Source organism: Sphingomonas profundi, assembly GCF_009739515.1.
Lineage (GTDB): Bacteria > Pseudomonadota > Alphaproteobacteria > Sphingomonadales > Sphingomonadaceae > Alterirhizorhabdus > Alterirhizorhabdus profundi.
In genome coordinates this window covers 1,395,278-1,413,116 of the sequence record NZ_CP046535.1, presented here as the reverse complement: position 1 = coordinate 1,413,116, position 17,839 = coordinate 1,395,278, and the positions used below count along the sequence as shown (strand labels likewise).

The 17,839-nt window shown below is 71.2% G+C and carries 11 protein-coding genes; all 11 read left to right on the top strand.

The genetic code is table 11. The annotated features are described in order from the left end of the window. The first annotated feature begins 9 nt into the window (after nucleotides 1-9). Nucleotides 10-1,824 (top strand): type VI secretion system baseplate subunit TssF, encoded by a 1,815-nt coding sequence (gene tssF, locus GNT64_RS06485; RefSeq protein WP_156678761.1) that lies wholly within the window; start codon nucleotides 10-12, stop codon nucleotides 1,822-1,824. Continuing rightward, entirely contained in the window at nucleotides 1,821-2,888 is a 1,068-nt protein-coding gene (tssG, locus tag GNT64_RS06480; RefSeq protein WP_197277299.1) for a type VI secretion system baseplate subunit TssG, read from the top strand. The genes tssF and tssG overlap by 4 nt, the downstream gene beginning before the upstream one ends. 208 nt (nucleotides 2,889-3,096) lie before the next feature. Then, on the top strand, nucleotides 3,097-5,745 hold the full coding sequence (gene tssH / locus GNT64_RS06475) for a type VI secretion system ATPase TssH (protein WP_156678759.1): 2,649 nt from the start codon (nucleotides 3,097-3,099) through the stop codon (nucleotides 5,743-5,745). Nucleotides 5,746-5,844: 99 nt separating this feature from the next. Further along, nucleotides 5,845-6,315 carry an Hcp family type VI secretion system effector gene (locus GNT64_RS06470; RefSeq protein ID WP_156678758.1) on the top strand — a complete coding sequence of 157 codons (471 nt, stop codon included), beginning with the start codon at nucleotides 5,845-5,847 and terminating at the stop codon, nucleotides 6,313-6,315. A gap of 85 nt (nucleotides 6,316-6,400) precedes the next feature. Further along, the gene (locus tag GNT64_RS06465; protein ID WP_156678757.1) at nucleotides 6,401-8,338 is read left to right on the top strand and encodes a type VI secretion system Vgr family protein; all 1,938 of its coding nucleotides are present in this window, start codon (nucleotides 6,401-6,403) and stop codon (nucleotides 8,336-8,338) included. Further along, nucleotides 8,338-8,940, top strand: a complete 603-nt coding sequence (locus tag GNT64_RS06460) for a DUF6931 family protein (RefSeq protein WP_156678756.1) — start codon at nucleotides 8,338-8,340, stop codon at nucleotides 8,938-8,940. The genes GNT64_RS06465 and GNT64_RS06460 overlap by 1 nt, the downstream gene beginning before the upstream one ends. Before the next feature lie 13 nt (nucleotides 8,941-8,953). Further along, nucleotides 8,954-10,702 carry a type VI secretion system-associated FHA domain protein TagH gene (gene tagH / locus GNT64_RS06455; RefSeq protein ID WP_156678755.1) on the top strand — a complete coding sequence of 583 codons (1,749 nt, stop codon included), beginning with the start codon at nucleotides 8,954-8,956 and terminating at the stop codon, nucleotides 10,700-10,702. 31 nt (nucleotides 10,703-10,733) lie between these two features. Continuing rightward, entirely contained in the window at nucleotides 10,734-12,074 is a 1,341-nt protein-coding gene (tssK, locus tag GNT64_RS06450; RefSeq protein WP_156678754.1) for a type VI secretion system baseplate subunit TssK, read from the top strand. Next, nucleotides 12,071-13,522 (top strand): type IVB secretion system protein IcmH/DotU, encoded by a 1,452-nt coding sequence (icmH, locus tag GNT64_RS22165; RefSeq protein ID WP_156678753.1) that lies wholly within the window; start codon nucleotides 12,071-12,073, stop codon nucleotides 13,520-13,522. The genes tssK and icmH overlap by 4 nt, the downstream gene beginning before the upstream one ends. A 127-nt stretch (nucleotides 13,523-13,649) precedes the next feature. Next, nucleotides 13,650-17,123, top strand: coding sequence for a type VI secretion system membrane subunit TssM (tssM, locus tag GNT64_RS06440; RefSeq protein ID WP_156678752.1), 3,474 nt, complete (start codon nucleotides 13,650-13,652; stop codon nucleotides 17,121-17,123). After that, nucleotides 17,120-17,797, top strand: coding sequence for a TetR/AcrR family transcriptional regulator (locus tag GNT64_RS06435; RefSeq protein WP_156678751.1), 678 nt, complete (start codon nucleotides 17,120-17,122; stop codon nucleotides 17,795-17,797). Before tssM ends, GNT64_RS06435 begins: the two co-directional genes overlap by 4 nt. Nucleotides 17,798-17,839 lie beyond the last annotated feature (42 nt).

Below are 17,839 nucleotides of genomic sequence, written 5' to 3'. Positions count from 1 at the left end.
GGCCACGCGATGATCGACGACTTGATCCAATATTATCAGCGCGAGCTGAGCTTCCTGCGGGATTCCGCCGGCGCCTTTGCCGATGCCCACCCCAAGATCGCCTCGCGCCTGCGCCTGACCCGCGAGTCGGTGGAGGATCCGCATGTCGGCCGGCTGGTGGAGGCAGTGGCCTTCATGAACGCGCGGCTGCGCCACAAGATCGACGACGAGTTTCCCGAACTCTCCGATGCGCTGCTGCAGACGCTCTATCCGCATCTGATCCAGCCCGTGCCCTCCTTCTTCGTCGCCCGGCTGGAGCCTTCGCCCGATCTCGACAAGCCGGCGCTGGTGCCCAAGGGCACGATCGTGACGACCGAGGCGGTGAATGGCGAGCCGTGCCGCTACCGGCTGTGCTGGGATACGGTGATCCAGCCGCTGCGCATCGCCGCCGCCGCCATAAGCGGGCTGCCGCTGGATGCGCCGCAGCTGGGTCTCGCCAACGCCAAGGGGGTGCTGCGGCTGAGCCTGGCCGGGGCCAATCCGGAAGTGGAGCTGGGCGCGATCGGCCTGGACACGCTGCGGCTGTTCATCCGCAGCGATGCCCGGCGCGCGCAGATTCTGCTGGAGCAGTTCGGCGTCAACCTGCTCGGCATTGGTGTCGGCACCGGGCCGCACGATCGCGGCGCCGTGCTGCTGCCGCCGTCCGCGCTGCGGCTGATGGGGCTGGGGCGCGACGAGCTGCTGCTGCCGCAGGGCGACGTCGCCTCCACCGCCTTTGCCGCGATGCAGGAGCATTTCTCCTACCCGCAGAAGCACCTGTTCGTGGAAGTGAGCGGCCTAGCCGCGCGCACGCTGACGGTGAGCGGCGGCGAGATCGACCTGTTCTTCTACTTTGACAAGATCTCGCCCGAGCTGGAGCGATCGGTGCGGGCGGACGATTTCGATCTGTTCGCCGCCCCCGCGCTCAACCTGTTCGAGATGGAGGCCGAGCCGATCCAGATCGACCAGACGCGGATCGAATATCGCATCGTGCCCGATGCCCGTCGCGAGGATGCGCTGGAGGTGCATTCCGTGCGCGAGGTGGTGCTGCAGGACCGCACCGGCGAGCGGCGGGTGGCGCCACCGCTCTACTCGGTCGATCGCGGCAGCGGCCGCTTCGGCAACTTCTTCCACGCCACCACCCGCCGATCGAGCTTCGGGCCGGGCGGCGGCGACGACGTGTTCCTCTCGATCGCCGATCTGGACGGCCGGCTGCTGGCCGACGACGCGACGGTGGCGAGCGTGAGCCTGCTGGCCACCAACCGCGACCTGCCGACGCGCCTGCCGTTCGGCGGCGGCCGGCCGATCGTGTCGCTGGCCGGGCAGATACCGGGGCTGGCGGCGGTCTCCGCCCTCACCAAGCCCACGCCCACCCGCCGCCCGGCGCGCCGCCGCGCCGCGATGTGGCGGCTGATCGGGCAGCTGTCGCTCAACCGGATGAGCCTGGTCGGCGGGCCGCAGGGCGCGCAGGCGCTGCGCGAGATGCTGGCGCTCTACGACCTCAACGACACGCCGGAGAGCACCCACCTGCGCGAGCGGCTGGTGGGGGTGACGGCGGAGCCCGGCGTCGCCCGCATGCGCCTGCGCGGCCACAGCGCGATGTGCGCCGGCATCGACGTGACCCTGGAGGTGGAGGACGATCGCCTCTCCGGATCGGGCGCGTTCCTGATGTGCGCGCTGATCGAGCGGTTTCTGGCGGGCGCCTGCGCGCTCAACAGCTTCGTCCGCGTGGGCGTGCGGCTGCGGCGGGAGTCGGGCATGTGGGTGCGCTGGCAACCGCGCGTGGGCGATCGCGAACTGGTGTGAGCGGCCTGCTCGATCGCCTGCGCCGCCGCGCCGCGGCCACCAGCCTGCCGCAGGCGGCCCGGCAGATCGAGCAGGCGGCGCGCGCCGACGGATCCTCCCACGTCGGCATCGGCGGGGATACGCCGCCGGGGGACGAGCCGCTGCGGTTCGTCGCGTCCGATCGCATGCTGCTGCCTGCCGGCGATCTCGCCGAGGTGGAGGCGGGCGAGGCGGGCCAGATGCGGGTGACGGCCAACGTGCTCGGCCTGGCGGGCGCCACGCCGGCGCTGCCGCCTTATTACAGCGAGATCCAGCTTCAGCGGCGGCGGCTCCGCGACCGGTCGTTCGCGGGCTTCCTGAACCTGTTCGATCACCGCACGCTCTCCTTCTTCTACCGCATCTTCCGCAAGTATAACTGGCTGCTGAGCTTCGAGCGGGACGCGGGCAAGGTCGATCCGCTCGGCGACGTGCTGCTCGCCTTCGCCGGGCTGCCGACGCCGGCGATGCGGGCGCGGCTGCCGGTGGAGGACGGCGCGCTGGTGCCGCTGGCGGCGCAGCTGGGCGACATCCGCCGCAGCGCCGCCGCGCTGGAGACCATCCTGCGGCACGTGACGGGCCTCCCGCTGCGCGTGGTGGAGGCCGAGCCGACGTGGATGGCGGTGCCGGCGGAGGAACAGACGCGGCTGGGCGCGCCCGGCTTCGCCCGCTTCGCGCGGCTGGGCGGCGGCGAGGACGGGCCGGACGCGGCGATGATCGGCGCGGCGGTGCTGGACGTGCAGCATCATTTCGCGGTGGAGATCGGGCCGCTGAGCTACGCCGCCCTGCTCGATTTCTGCGGCGACGGGCGGCAGCTGCGCATCGTGCGGGAGCTGTGCCATCTGGCCGCGGGGATCGAGCATCGGCCAGTCGTGCGGCTGCGCATCGCCCGGCGGGAGGTGCCGCCGATGCGGCTGGGCGCGCCCGCGACGCCGGCCTTCCTGGGGCGGACCAGCTGGCTCGGCAGCCTCGGCCCATCGGACGAGATCGTGGCCGATTGCACGATCCCGATCGGCGTGGCGACGGCGAGCCCCGGTCTGGCCGCATGACGGCGGAGATTGCCGTTGAAGCGCCCCCGTGGCTGCGCTAGGCTCGATACCGAAGCAGCCGGAAGCCGTCCGCTATCCGGACGCGTGGGTCAGCAAGATATGATGCGCTTCCGCGGAGGCGAGGGCGCGTCCGTGTCTGCGGCCCGCGCCCTCGACTATTGCAAGCGCGTGACGTTTGACGTTCGACGGTTCGAGGGGGAGCGGCGGGTTGGCCCAGATCGACTTGAAGAGCCTTGTCGGCAAGCTCGACGATACATGCCGGCAGACGCTGGAGAGCGCGGCCGGCCTCGCCCTCTCCCGCACCAACTACAATGTCGAGGTGGAGCATTGGCTGCTGCGCCTGATCGACCGGCAGACGTCGGACATCTCGGTGATCCTCAGCCATTTCGAGGTGGATGCCGGCCGGCTGGGGCAGGACATCAACCGCCAGATCGATCGCTTCAAGACGGGTAACGGCCGCGCGCCGGCGCTGGCGCCGGCGATCGTCAAGCTGATCCGCGAGGGCTGGATGCGCGCCTCGCTGGAGGGCGATTCGGGCCAGATCCGATCGGGCCACCTGCTGCTGGCGCTGATCGGCGACGACGATCTCGCCGTCACCACGCGCGAGATGAGCCCGCAATTCGCCAAGCTGCCGGTGGAGACGCTGCGCACGACGATGACGCAGATCGCCGCCGGATCGGAGGAGGCGAGGACGGGGCCGGCGGCCGGCGCCGCGCAGGACGGCGGCGCGGCACCGGGCGGCGCCGCGCCGGTGGCGGCGCGCGGACAGGAGGCGCTCAACAAGTTCACGATCGACCTCACCCAGCAGGCGCGGGACGGCAAGATCGACCCGATCTTCGGCCGCGATCCGGAGATCCGCCAGATCGTCGACATCCTCACGCGGCGGCGGCAGAACAACCCGATCCTGACGGGCGAGGCCGGCGTCGGCAAGACGGCGGTGGTCGAGGGCTTTGCGCTGCGCATCGTGCAGGGCGACGTGCCGGAGGCGTTGCGCAACGTGCGGCTGCTGTCGCTCGATCTCGGCCTGCTGCAGGCGGGCGCGGGCATCAAGGGCGAGTTCGAGAACCGGCTGAAATCGGTGATCGACGAGGTGAAAGCGTCGGCCACGCCGATCATCATGTTCATCGACGAGGCGCACACGCTGATCGGCGCCGGCGGCTCCGAAGGGCAGAACGATGCCGCCAACCTGCTGAAGCCGGCGCTGGCGCGCGGCGAGATGCGCACCGTGGCGGCGACGACCTGGGCCGAGTATAAGAAATACTTCGAGAAGGATCCCGCGCTCACCCGCCGCTTCCAGGTGGTGAAGGTGGAGGAGCCGAGCGAGGATCTGGCCACCGCGATGCTGCGCGGGCTGGTGCCGGTGCTGGAGAAGCACCACAAGGTGCGTATCCTGGGCGAGGCGCTGGAGGCGGCGTCGCAGCTCTCCCACCGCTACATCACCGGGCGGCAGCTGCCGGACAAGGCGATATCGCTGCTGGACACGGCGTGCGCCCGCGTCGGCATCAGCCAGGCGGCCACGCCGCCCGCCGTCGAGGATCTCGACCGGCAGCTGGGCCTGCTCGCCTCCGAGGTGTCGATGCTGGAGCGGGAGGGCCGATCCGGCGTGGACGTGGCCGACAAGCTGGCCGAGCGCGCGGCGAGGAAGGCCGAGATCGAGGCCGAGCGCGCGACCGCGGCCGAGCGCTGGATGGCGGAGCGCGAGGCGGTGAAGGCCGTGGCCGACGCCCGCGTCGAGATAGACGGCCTGCCGGCCGACTCGCCCGACTTCGAGGAGAAGAAGGAGGCGCTGCGCGCGGCGCAGGCGAAGGTGGCGGAGGTGCAGGGCCGCACGCCGATGGTGTACGACGTCGTCGATCGCAACGTGGTGGCCGAGGTGCTGGCCGGGTGGACCGGCATCCCCGTCGGCAGCATGGTGGCCGACGAGATCCACGCGGTGCTGCGGGTGAACGAGGCGCTGGGCAAGCGCATCAAGGGCCAGCCGTACGCGCTGGACATCATCGGCCAGACGGTGCGGACAGCACGCGCCGGCCTGGCCGATCCGCGCAAGCCGCTGGGCGTCTTCCTGTTCTGCGGCACGTCGGGCGTCGGCAAGACGGAGACGGCGCTGGCGCTGGCCGAGCTGCTGTACGGCGGCGAGCAGAACGTCACCACGATCAACATGAGCGAGTTCAAGGAGGAGCATAAGGTCTCCACCCTGGTCGGCGCGGCGCCCGGCTATGTCGGCTACGGCGAGGGCGGCGTGCTGACCGAGGCGGTGCGCCGCAAGCCCTATTCGGTGATCCTGCTGGACGAGATGGAGAAGGCGCATCCCGGCGTGCAGGACGTGTTCTACCAGGTGTTCGACAAGGGCATGCTGCGCGACGGGCAGGGCCGCGACATCGATTTCAAGAACACGCTGATCATCATGACGTCCAACGCCGGCACCGACACGATCGAGGAACTGTGCCGCGGCAAGGCCGAACTGCCCGAGCCCGAGGCGCTGGCGGCGGAGCTGCGGCCGGACCTGATGGAGTATTTCAAGCCGGCCTTCCTGGGCCGTGTGGTGACGGTGCCGTTCTTCCCGCTGCCGCCGGAGATCCTGCGCGAGATCGTCGTCATCAACCTGGAGCGGATACGGAAGCGCGTCGTCGCCAACTACGGCGCCAGCTTCGACTGGGACGATGCGCTGCTGGACAAGCTCGTCGCCCGCTGCACCGAGGTGGAGAGCGGCGCGCGCAATATCGAGAACATCCTCAAGCGCGGCCTGCTCGCCGATCTGGCGGGGCGGCTGCTTTCTCTGCGGGCGGACGGCACCGAAGTGACCCGGATCACTGTGGGCGCCGGCCAAACCGAGGATTACGAGATCGAGCTGGCCTGAGGGCCGGTGCGAAGGCGGGCCAGCCATCCCGGCCCCCGCGAATGGACGGATCGACCGATGGCATCGGGCCAGCCGGCGACTTGAGGCGAGGAGACTTCCATGGCGATTTATCTCAAGCTGGACCCGATCAAGGGCAGCGTCACCGACAGCAAGTTCAAGGAGCAGATCGAGCTTTCGAGCTTCCAATGGGGCGCCGGCATCGGCGTGGGCAGCGCGCGCGGCGGCGATCGCACCACCAGCGAGCCGAGCGTCTCCGAGATCACCGCGACCAAGCAGCTCGACAAGTCGTCCGAGGGTCTGTTCAAGCAGCTGCTGATGGGCGAGCCGGTGGCCAAGGGCACCATCTCGTTCACCGCCGCGATCAAGGGCGAGTCGGTCGCCTATGCGGTGCTGGATCTCGAGGACGTCATCATCTCGGGCTACAGCCAGTCCTCGGGCGGCGACTTCCCGACGGAGTCGATCTCGCTGAACTTCGCGAAGTTCGTCTATTCCTTCTCCGGCCGCGACGACAAGCAGGCGAGCAGCCCCGTGCGCCTCACCTACGATCTCGCCGAGAACAAGGTCGGCTGAGCCGGGCTTCGGCGAAGGGGCCGGCCGGGCGCGATCCCGCGCCGGCTCCTCGCGCCGGCGCGCGGCCTGACCGGCTCCTTTCCCGATGGCGGGCGAGCATCTGCTCAATCTGGACATCCTCGCCCAGGAGAATGTCGAATATTACTCGCTGCTGCGCTTCGAGGGCAGGGAGGCGATCTCCGAGACGTTCGACCATCATCTGGAGGTGATCGCCCTGGCGCCGCCGGCCGATCTCTCGGCGTGGATCGGGCAGCTCGTGGAGTGGACGGTCGCGCTGACGAACGGCGAGACGCGCACCTTCGCCGGCCGGATCTACGAGACGCGGTTCCACGCCGGCGGCGGACCCGCCAGCGGCACGCCCGGCTACCACATCCAGCTGCGCGTGCGCCCCGCCTATCACGCGACCGCCTATGCGCGCGCGACCCACTTCATCCAGGACATGGATGCGGGCGCGATCTTCGACGCGGTGACGGCGGACGTGCCGGGCCTGGTCGTCGACAAGGGGCTCAGCGGCACGCCGCCCAAGCGCGGCTATGTGACGCGCTACGACGAGACGGAATATGACTTCCTCTCCCGCCTGCTCGCGCAGGATGCGATCTTCTATTATTTCACGTGGGACAAGGGCGCCGGGCCGTTCCACCACAAGATGCACCTGGGCAACAGCGCCAGCGCCTATGTCGACGTGCCCGGCGGCGACGAGGCGACCTTCCGCCCCGGCACCGATGGCAGCACGCTGAAGACGCTGGCCCACACCCGCCGCGCCTGGCCGGGGCAGAGCGACGTGCACGCCTTCGACGTCAACAAGCTGGACACGCCGTGGACGGCCAACGCGCCCGGCGCATCGGCGTGGGGCAAGATCTACACCCACAGCTACGAGCATATGGCAGGCGAGGCGGCCGTGCAGGGCGACGTGACCGGGCGCGCCACCGCCCATGCCGGGGCCTACGGGCAGGAGGCGGAGACGATCAGCGGCACGAGCGACAATCCGGCCTTCTTCGCCGGCGGCCGCATCATGACCGAGTGGGAGGGCGGCGGTACTGCGAAGGACGTGGTGCTCACCTCCGTCACCCACTCGGCCTACGATCCGTGGATGCTGGGGGAGGCGGGGCAGGCGCTCTACCGCAACGACTTCACCGCGATGGACGCCAAGCTGCCGTTCCGCCCGCCGGTGCCGCTCACCCGCCGGCGCGCGCCCGGGCCGGTGCTGGGCGTGGTGAAGGCGGAGGGCGCCGCCGAGGGCGAGGCGAAGATCGACGACCAGTCGCGCATCCCCGTCTCGATCGTGTCGGCGCGCGACTATGCGGGCAAGCTGCCGAAGATCGTGTGGCTGCCGGTGCAGCAGCAGTGGGCGGCGGGCACGCACGGCGCGCAGTTCTTCCCGCGCATCGGCTCGCGCGTGGTGATCGACTTCCTCTACGGCGATCCGGACCTGCCGTTCGTCTCCGGCACGATGTACAATCCGGCGCAGAAATACCCGTTCGATCCCGCCGCCAAGGCCACGCAGACCGGCTGGCGATCGGTGACCGACAAGAATGGCGGCATCGTCCAGGAATTCCTGTTCGAGGACAAGCCGGGCGCCGAGGAGATCCAGCTGACCACCGATCGCGACTATCGGCGGATGATCAGGAATGACGACTGGGGCACGATCAAGCACGACCAGACCCTGATCGTGGAAAACGACCAGACCGAGACGGTGAAGCACGACCAGAAGCTGAACGTGGAGAATGATCGCACGGTGAAGATCACCGGCGTGCAGGACACCGCCATCCAGAAGACCCGCACGGTGAAGGTGACGCAGAAGAGCCTGCTGGAATCGATGAAGGAGATCGAGCTGAAGGTCGGCCCGTCCAGCATCAAGATGACGATGGACAAGATCGTCATCACCTCGCCCCAGATCGAGATCAAGGGCACCGCCACGGTGAAGGTGGAAGCCGGCGCGATGCTGGAGACCAAGGCGCCGATGGCGCAGCACAATGCCGATGCGATGATGATCATCAAGGGCGGCGTGGTGATGATCAACTGATGGCAAGCGCCGGCCAGACCATCCCGCTGCGCTTCCAGCGGCAGGAGCTGCAGCAGCAGGCCGACCTCTCGCCCGAGGGCCTCGCCGTGGTGGCGGGCGCCGCCGGCCCGCGCGAGGTGCTGGCCGCTCTCCCCGCGCCGGAGGCGGCGGCGGCGCTGGCGCTGATGCTGCCGCGCCGGCAGGCGGTGTGGTGGGCCTGCCTGTGCGCCCGCCTGCTGCCCGATGTCGCCGCCCGCCCGGCCGACGGCGCGGCGATCGAGGCGGCCGAGACGTGGGTGCAGACCCAGTCGCCCGAGGATGCCGAGCAGGCCGGCGCGCTGGCGGAGGCGTGCGATGCCGGCGCGCCGGCGCGCTGGGCGGCGATGGCGGCCTTCTGGAGCGGGCCGTCGCTGGCGCCGCGCGGGCAGCAGGCGGTGGCGCCGGCGCCGCACCTTGCCGGCGTCGCCGCGCGGGCGGCGCTGACCCTGCTCGTCCACCACCCGGCGATCGCCCGGCGGATCGACCATGGCGACCTGCTTGCGATCGGCACCGACCTGATGCACGGTGGCCTCGGCCGCCAGGCGCAGGCGGCGGCGCGCGAGCGACTGGCGGGGCCGGCCTGAACGAGAGCAGGACATGTGGACGTTACTGCTCTCCAAGGTCGATCAGCCGGGCATCTACATCGACCGACGACAGGTTGACGGCGGCGAGCTGCGCGTCGGCCGCAGCGCCGACAAGGCCGACTGGGTGATCGCCGACCCGGAAGGCCATCTCTCCCGCCACCATTGCACGATCGCGGCGGTGGGGCTGGATCTGTTCGTGATCGACATGAGTACCAACGGCGTGGCGCTGAACCATGCCGGCGGGCGGGTGGTGCCGCAGCAGCCGGTGCCGATCCGCGTGCGCGACAAGCTGCTGCTGGGCGACTATCTGATCGAGATCGCGACCGAGGGGGCGGGCGCCGGCGTCTCTCTGCAACCGCCCCCGCCGCCGTTGCCCGCCGGCGCCTCCGGCGGGCTGACCCAGCCGGACATGTGGTTCGACGGCAGCGCCGATCCGATCTGGGGCGTCGGCGCGCCGAGCCAGGAGGTGCACGAGTTCCTCGGCAGCGCGATGCACGATTTCCTCGCGCCCGTGCCCGGCCCTTCCTTCGGCGCGTCCGATCCGTGGGCGGGGCCGATGTCGGATGCGTTCAGCAAGCCCATCCTCGCGCCGATGGCGCCGGTGGCGGACGCGTTCAGCATACCGGAGGACTGGGCGGCGCCGGGCGGCGGGGCGGGTGCGCGCACGCCAAATCCGTTCGCCATGCCGTCGCCGGCGGTACGGGCCGATCCGTTCGCGCCCGATCCGTTCGCGCCCGATCCGTTCGCCCAGCCGCCATCGGGCCGGGGTGCGCCGCCGCCCGATCCGTTCGCCGGCTTCGCGCCGCCGCCGGTGGCGGATGTGTTCGCCCGGCCGCCGCACGATCCGTTCGCACCTCCGGGCGGGAGCAACCCCTTCGCCGATCCGCTGCACGATCCGTTCGCCCCGACCCCCGGCGTGCCGGAGCCGGCGTTCGACGCGGTGCGCGCCGATCCCTTCGCGCCGGCGGAGGCGAAGACCGCGCACGATCCGTTCGATCTCGGCGCGCCGCGGCCTGCCGCGGACATCTTCGCCGACCTGCCGGCCGATCCGTTCGCCGACGGGATGCCGGCGCCCACGATCGATCCGTTCGCCGATTTCGTGCCCGCCACCGCGACCGACCTGCCCGCCGACGCGTCGATTGCGCCGTCGCCTCCGCCTGCCGTGCCGCGGGCCGGCGCGGCCACCGACGCGGGCGACTGGGCGGCGTTCTGCGAGGGCGCCGGGCTGGCGCCGGAGGACATGCGCGGCTCGCCGGAGGCGATGCGCCGGCTCGGCACGCTCTATCGCCAGGTGGTGCTCGGCCTGTCCGACCTGATCCAGGATCGCGCCGCCTTCAAGGACGAGTTCCGCGTCGAGCGGACGCAGCTGAGCTTCGGCCGCAACAATCCGCTGAAGCATCTGCCGGCGCTGGAATCGGCCAAGCTGCTGCTCGGCGATCCGCTGCCCGGCTTCATGCCCGCGGACGAGGCGGTGCGCACCGCCTTCGAGGATGTGAAGAAGCACCAGCTGGCGATGCTGGCGGGCGTGCAGCACGCGCTGACCGCCGTGTTCGAGCGGCTGGCCCCCGCCGAGATCGAGCGGATCATGAAGAAGGCGGCCGGCGAGCGAAAAGCCCTGCCGTTCGGCCGTGGCGTCAATCCATGGACGGTGTATCAGACGGTATTCGATGCGTTGCGGCTGGATGCGGCATCCAACGTCAACAGTGTCATGAGCGTGGCGTTTCGCGAAGGCTATGAGGCTTTTCTGAAGAGCGCCAAGTAACGCCGCGCGGGGGCATGAAAGCGGGGGTGGAGTGACCTGGGAGAACAAGCCGGTCTGGTCCGAGGGCATGTTCCTGCGGCCGCAGCATTTCCAGCAATATGAGCGGTTCGCCACGGCCCAGCTGGAAGCGCGGGTGGCGCCGCTCGTCTCCCACGGCTGGGGCATCGCCGCGCTGCGGATCGACGAGGGGCTGCTGAAGACCGGCAAGATCGCGCTCACCCGCTGCGCCGGCGTGTTCGACGACGGCACGCCTTTCCGCGTGCCGGACGAGACCTCCGCGCCGCTGCCGCTGGAGGTGACGCGCGACCTGCGCGACGCGACGATCCACCTCTGCGTGCCGGCCGCCCGCGCCGGCACCGCAGACGTTGCGCTGGACGCGGCGGCACGGGCCGAGACGCGCTTCCTCAGCCACGAGTTCGAGGCGGCCGACTCGGTCTACGGCGCCGCCTCGCGCGTGCCGCTGAACGTCGGCCGGCTGCAATTGTCGCTGCGCCACGAGGGCGAGGGGCTGGACGGCTATGCGACCATCCCGCTCGCCCGCGTGGTGGAGCGGCGGGCCGACGATTCCGTGGTGCTGGACGATGGCTTCATCCCCACCGTGCTGGCGACGGCGGCGAGCCCGACGCTGACCGGCTTCCTCTCCGAACTGGAGGGCCTGCTGCACCAGCGCGGCGAGGCCATCGCCGGGCGGCTCGGCACGCCGGGGGCGAAGGGCATCGCCGACACGACCGACTTCATGATGCTGCTGGTGGTGAACCGCGCGGAGGCGATGGTGAAGCACCTCGCCGGGCTGCCGACCGTACACCCCGCCGACTTCTACGGCGCGCTGGCGATGCTCTCCGCCGAGCTGGCGACGATGACGGCAAGCGATAACCGGCCCACCTTCGCGCCGGTCTACTCCCACCGCGACCTGCGGCTGTGCTTCGACATGGTGATGGGCGAGCTGCGCCGATCGCTGAACGTGGTGTTCGAGCAGAATGCCGTCGCGATCCCGCTGGAGATGCGCGCCTACGGCATCCGCGTGGGCCAGATCAGCGATCGCTCGCTGTTCACCGGCGCCTCCTTCGTGCTGCAGGCGCGGGCGGCGGTGGATACGGAGACGCTGCGCGCCAACCTGCCGCGCCGCGCCAAGCTCGGCTCGGTCGAGCATATCCGCGATCTGGTGATGCGGCAGCTGCCGGGCATCGACATCCACCCGCTGCCTGCCGAGCCGCGGCAGATACCGTTCCGCGCCAATTCCGTGTATTTCAGCATCAACACGCGCCACGAACAGTGGCAGGCGGTGCGCACCTCGGGCGCGGTGGCGCTGCATATCGCAGGCGACATTCCCAATCTCGATCTCGAGATGTGGGCCATCAGGGGTCAGCAATGAGCGACGAGCCCGGCAATCCCAAGCCGCCGACCGAGCGGACGATCATCCGCCCGGGCCGTGCCGCCGGCGCCGCGACCGGCGGCTTTCCGCCCGCCGGCGGGCCGCCGCCGGGCACGCCGGCGGAGGCCGAGCGGACGGTGATCTCGCCCGGCCGCGCGCCGCCGGGTTTCCCGCCGCCGCCCGCGCAGAGCCAGGCCTACGCGGCGGCGCCGCCTCCTCCCGCCGCCGCCAGCGGTGGCCCGGCGCGGATCGACTTCGCCGATGCCGAGCCCGATCTGTACGGCCCGGAACCGCTGGTCGCCGCCGCCGGCCGGCTGATCCACCTGGCGAGCCGGCTGCGGGCGATGCCGATCGGGCCGGACCTGCCGCAGCTGCGCCAGCTGGTGATCCGCGAGCTGGATGCCTTCCGCCCGCGCGCGCAAGCGCTGGGGCTCGACCCCAAGACGGTGCAGCTCGCCCACTACATCCTCTGCGCGTTCATGGACGATGCGGTGATGTCGACGCCGTGGGGCGCCAACAGCCCGTGGTCGCAGCACAGCCTGCTGGCCGCCTACCATAACGACGTGCAGGGCGGCGAGCGGCTGTTCGAGTTCGCCGAGCGGATGGAGCAGGATCCGAAGCGCGAGCCGCGCCTGATGGAGCTGCTTTACCAGTGTCTGTCGCTGGGGTTCGAAGGGCGGATGGCGGTGGATCCGCGCGGCGCCTCGCTGCTGCAACAGCGACGGGCGCGGCTGGCGGCGGCGATCGGCGGGGTGAACCCGGCGCCGGCGGCCGAACTCTCGCCGCAGTGGCGCGGCACGACGGCGGCGGCCGGCGCGTTCGAGCCGAAGGTGCCGCTCTGGGCGATCCTGGCCGGGCTCGGCCTGATCGCGCTGGTGATCTTCTCGGCCCTGCTGTTCCGCCTGAGCAGCCAGTCGAGCGCGGCCGTCGCGGCGCTGAACCAGACGGTCGGCACCGCGCAGATCGTGTCGCCGCCGCCCACGCCCGAGACGAAGACGGCGACGTTCGACCGGATCAGCAGCATCCTGGCGCCCGATGTCGCCTCCGGCCGGCTGGCGGTCCTCCGCGAGGGGCAGGAGATCGTGCTGCGGCTGGTGAACCAGGGCCTGTTCGAGAGCGCGCAGGCCGAGCCCGCCTCCGCCTGGAGCGACACGTTCGGCCGGCTGGCGCAGGCGGCGAACCTGACGAAGGGGCCGATCCGCATCGAAGGCCATACCGACAACCAGCAGATCCGCTCGCTGCAATTCCCCTCCAACCTCGATCTGTCGGTCGCGCGGGCGCGGGCGGTGGGCGCCAAGCTGGGCGGCGCCGGGCTGGCGGACTCGTCGCGGATCAGCACGAGCGGCCTCGGCGACGCGCAGCCGATCGGCGACAACGCCTCGCCCGACGGGCGGCGGCAGAACCGGCGCGTGGAGATACACGTCGCCAACGACGTGGCGTGGCAGTGACGGGCCGATCTCCTCGTCGCTCCAGCGCAGGCTGGAGTCTATCTCCGTCGCGGCAGGCGGCAGCGTTTGTGGTGAGAGACATGGATCCCAGCCTTCGCTGGGACGACGGGATCGCGGGGGCGAAACGATGACCAGCCTGAAATCCCTCGCCGCGAACCGCTGGTTCTGGCGCGTCCTCGGCGCGCTGGTGCTGGGGCTGCTGATCTGGTTCGTCGGTCCGCTGATCGCGATCGGCGGGTGGATGCCGCTCGGCTGGTGGCCGGTCACTCTGTTCTTCGCGCTGCTGCCGGTGGTGCTGGTCGGCTTCTTCTGGTGGTGGGGCAGGCGGCAGGCGGCGAGGAAGAACGCGCAGCTCGTCGATGCGCTGGCACCGCCGCCCGCCGGCGACCGGCCGGAGCTGGAGGCGAAGCTGAGCGAGGCGCTGGGCATGCTGCGCGCCACCAAGGTCGGCAAGCGCGGCGCCTATCTCTACCAGCTGCCCTGGTACGCGATCATCGGCCCATCCGGCGCGGGCAAGACGACGGCGCTGCTGAACTCCGGCCTGGGCTTCCCCACGGCGGTGGCCGGCGAGTATCGCGCGCTGCGCGGCCAGCCGAACACGCCCAATTGCGACTGGTGGTTCACCGACGAGGCGGTGCTGATCGATACCGCCGGCCGCTACGTGACGCAGGAGGCCGGATCGCAGGATGCGGAAGGGTGGCGCGGCTTCCTCGATCTGCTGAAGCGGCATCGGCCGTTGCAGCCGCTGAACGGCGTGCTCGTCGCCATCCCCGCGCCCGACTTCGCCGATCGCGCGAAGATGGCGGGGCATGCCGAGCATATCCGCGCGCGGCTGAGCGAGATCGCGACCACCCTGGGGCAGGATCTGCCCGTCTACCTGCTGATCACCAAGGCCGATCTGCTGGCCGGCTTCCGCGAATATTTCGCCCGCAACACCGATGCAGAGTCCGATCAGGTGTTCGGATCGACGGCGCCCGGCAGCGGCAGCGGCGACGCCGCCGTGCTGGAAGGCTTCGACGGTCTCGTCACGAGCGTGTCCGGCCGGGTCGTCGATCGCATGCAGAACGAGGCGCAGCTGCCGCTGCGGGGGCAGATCGCGGCCTTTCCGGCGCAGCTCGCCTCGCTGCGCAAGCCGATCGCCGATCTGCTCGCGGCGCTTGGCCAGAAGACGCGGTTCGAGGGCGCGGCGCGGGTGCGCGGCATCTATCTCACCTCCGGCACGCAGACCGGCAATCCGGTGGACCGCATCCTGATGACGGTGGGCGTGCCCGCCACCGCCGCGGCACACGCGGTAGGCAAGGGGCGCAGCTACTTCCTGAAGCGGCTGTTCTCGGACCTGATCTTTCCCGAGCAGGGGCTGGCCGGGCGCAACCTCGCGGCAGGCAAGCGGCAGCGGACGGCCTATGTCGGCGGGCTGGCGGCGGGCGTGGCCGCGCTGGTGGCGGCGATCGGGCTGTGGGGCTGGGGCTATGCCCGCAACCGCGCGCTGATCAACAGCGTCTATGCGACGAACTCGGCCTATGCGGAGGCCGCCGGCACCGCGCGCGGCGGCAGTGCGACGCCGCCGGAGGATCTCGCCGCGCTGGACGTACTGGGCAACGCCACCGCCGCCATGGGCAAGGCGAGCGACTTCGGCCTTGGCCTTGGGCAAGGCGGCCGGCTGGAGGGCGAGCTGCGGGCGATCTACGGCCGCGACCTGAACCGCCGGCTCACGCCGATGCTCGCCAAGCTCGCCGAGGATCGCATGGCGGCCGATCAGGCGGCGCCGGCGGCACTGTACGACGATCTCAAGAGCTATCTCGTGCTCGGCGGGCGCGGGCCGCTGACGGCGGAGCACCTGCTGTCTTGGGTGCAGCCAGCGTGGATCGGCCGATCCGGCGAGAGCGATGCCGAGGTGCAGGCGGGCAATGTCGCGCGGCACACGCAGGCGTTGCTGGCTGGCAGCTTCCAGCCGGTGGCGGTGGATGCGGCGCGGATCGAGCAGGCGCGCGGCGTGATCCGCGCGCAGCCGGCGGCGGTGCGGGTGTATGGCCGCCTGAAGAGCGAGGCGATCGCCAAGGGCGGCGCGATGTGGAGCGCGCGCGACAATGCCGGGCCGCAGCCGGAGGTGTTCTTCGCCCCCGGGGGCGCCTTCGCGCCCGGCGCCGGCGTGCCCGGCCTGTTCACCCGAGCCGGCTACGACAAGACCTTCCTGCCGATCCTGGCCAGCGGCCCGGCGCTGCTGAAGGAGGAAAAATGGGTCGTCGGCGATACCGGCGGCCAGGCGGCGATGAGCCCGGCCGACATGGGCGCGCTGAAGCGCGACCTGGAGCGGCTGTACTTCGACGAGTTCCTGACGCGGTGGCGCGCTTATTTCGCCGGCATGCAGCCGAAGCCGGTCGCCTCGCTGGCGGAGAACATCCAGCGCCTGCGCGATGGCAGCGGTCCGCTGTCGCCGCTGCCGCCGCTGATGCGGGCGATCGCCGTGGCGACGGACATGAGCCGCAAGGGGCCGGCGCCCGCCGCCCCCGGCGGTCTGGCCGGCAAGCTGCTGGGCGCGGCGGGCGTGACCGCCGGGCCGACGGTGGACGATCCGCGCGTGAACGTGGAGCGCGCCTTCCTGCCGCTGCGCATGTTCGTGGGGATGCAGCCGGGCGGCGGCGCGCCCGCCCCGGGCACGGCCGCGCCGATCGACGGCGTGCTGACGGCGATGGGCCAGCTGGCCGACAAGCTGAACGTCGTCTCCGTGCTGCCGGGCGGCGGCGCCGAGGGCCAGGGATCGGCCGCGAGCCTGGAGGTGCGCGCGCTGGTGGCCCAGCTGGACCAGAGCGGCGCGACCATGCCCGCTCCCGCCGGCATCTGGGTAAAATCGGTGGCGAGCGACGCCTCCGTCGCCTTAGGCGGCGCACGGACCGCGCAGGTGGGGGCGGCGCTGAGCGCCAATTTCGGCGAGGCGTGCAAGCAGGTGCTGGCGCGATCCTTTCCGCTGCAGCCGGCCGCGCAGACGGAGATCGGCGTGGCCGACTTCGCCCGCTTCTTCGGCCCGCAGGGATCGTTCGCCAAGTTCGTCTCGCAGGATCTGAACGGCTATGTCGACACCAGCAAGCCGGAGTGGGTGGCGCTGCCGAACGCGTCCGAGATCGGCGTGGCGCAGGCGGACGTGAACGCCTTTCAGGCGGCGCAGGGCGTGACCCGCGCCTTCTTCGCCGCCGATCCGCAGGCGCCGCGGCTCGTCTACCAGATCGAGCCGGTGGCGCTGGCGGGCGCCAAGTCCGTGATCCTGCGGGTCGACGGGCAGACGCTGAGCTTCGACGGCAAGGCCGCTGTGCCCGCCACCTTCGACTGGCCGGGCGCGGGCGGCGCCAACGTGGAGTTCGCGATCGAGGGCAGCACCGCGCCGGAGGTGCGGACCTGGCCCGGCACCTGGGCGGTGTTCCGCATGATGAAGGCGGCGGCGGTGAAGACGACCGGCACGCCGATCACCGGCGCGGGCAGCCTGACGCAGGGGGGCGCCCGCTTCGACTTCCGCGTGCGCACCTTCGGCGGCAGCAACCCGTTCGTCGTCGATCCGTTCGCCAAGGTGGCCTGCCCCGCGCGCACCACCACGCCGCCCGCGGCATGACGATCCCGCCCGCCCTGCGGCTGGTGGCGGCCGCCCCCCGCCGGCCCTATGCGCGCACCTTCGAGGCGCGGCGGGAGCGCATCCTGGCCTGCGCGTGGGAGATGATCGCGGAGCGCGGCGGCGACGGCTTCAGCCTGGCGGAACTGGGCGAGCGGGCCGGCGTGGCGGTGCGGACGATCTACAACGCCTTCACCGATCGCGACGGGGTGGTCGCGCAGGCGGTGGCGACGCACTATCGCTCGCTGTTCGGCGATCCGGCGGCGGAGCTGGCGGAGAGCCGGTCGCTGGCTGAATCGCTGGCGATGATCGACACCGTCGTCGCCGAGATCGTGCGCGTGCGCGGCTGGGCGATCACCGGCGCGCAGATGTATTTCTCCGCCCGCACCAGCCCCCGGATCGTCGACTCGCTGCGGGCGATGCCGCTGCTGATCCTGAAGGGCTGGCTGCGATCGGCCGAGGCGGACCGTCGCCAGCTGGCGCTGCTGGGGCGGGAGGAGGTGATGCGCAGCTTCGCCAACGCGCAGTGGGCGCTGACCAGCGACTGGGCGGCCGGCCGCATCGACGTGGCCGAGTTGGCGCAGGCGATGAAGCGCAACCTGATCGTGCTGGCGCTCGCCTTCGGCACCACGGCTGGCCGCGCCGAGGGGCGGCGGCTTGGCGCGCTGCTGGCCTGACCTTTCTCATAGATGCACGATCGTGCAATCTCGATTGACCGC

What these genes read in the sequence shown, in the direction of transcription:
- tagH (WP_156678755.1), top strand. Translation starts at nt 8,954, where the DNA reads ATGTGGACGTTACTGCTCTCCAAGGTCGATCAGCCGGGCATCTACATC.
- icmH (WP_156678753.1), top strand. Translation starts at nt 12,071, where the DNA reads ATGAGCGACGAGCCCGGCAATCCCAAGCCGCCGACCGAGCGGACGATC.
- GNT64_RS06435 (WP_156678751.1), top strand. Translation starts at nt 17,120, where the DNA reads ATGACGATCCCGCCCGCCCTGCGGCTGGTGGCGGCCGCCCCCCGCCGG.
- GNT64_RS06465 (WP_156678757.1), top strand. Translation starts at nt 6,401, where the DNA reads ATGGCGGGCGAGCATCTGCTCAATCTGGACATCCTCGCCCAGGAGAAT.
- tssF (WP_156678761.1), top strand. Translation starts at nt 10, where the DNA reads ATGATCGACGACTTGATCCAATATTATCAGCGCGAGCTGAGCTTCCTG.
- tssM (WP_156678752.1), top strand. Translation starts at nt 13,650, where the DNA reads ATGACCAGCCTGAAATCCCTCGCCGCGAACCGCTGGTTCTGGCGCGTC.
- GNT64_RS06470 (WP_156678758.1), top strand. Translation starts at nt 5,845, where the DNA reads ATGGCGATTTATCTCAAGCTGGACCCGATCAAGGGCAGCGTCACCGAC.
- GNT64_RS06460 (WP_156678756.1), top strand. Translation starts at nt 8,338, where the DNA reads ATGGCAAGCGCCGGCCAGACCATCCCGCTGCGCTTCCAGCGGCAGGAG.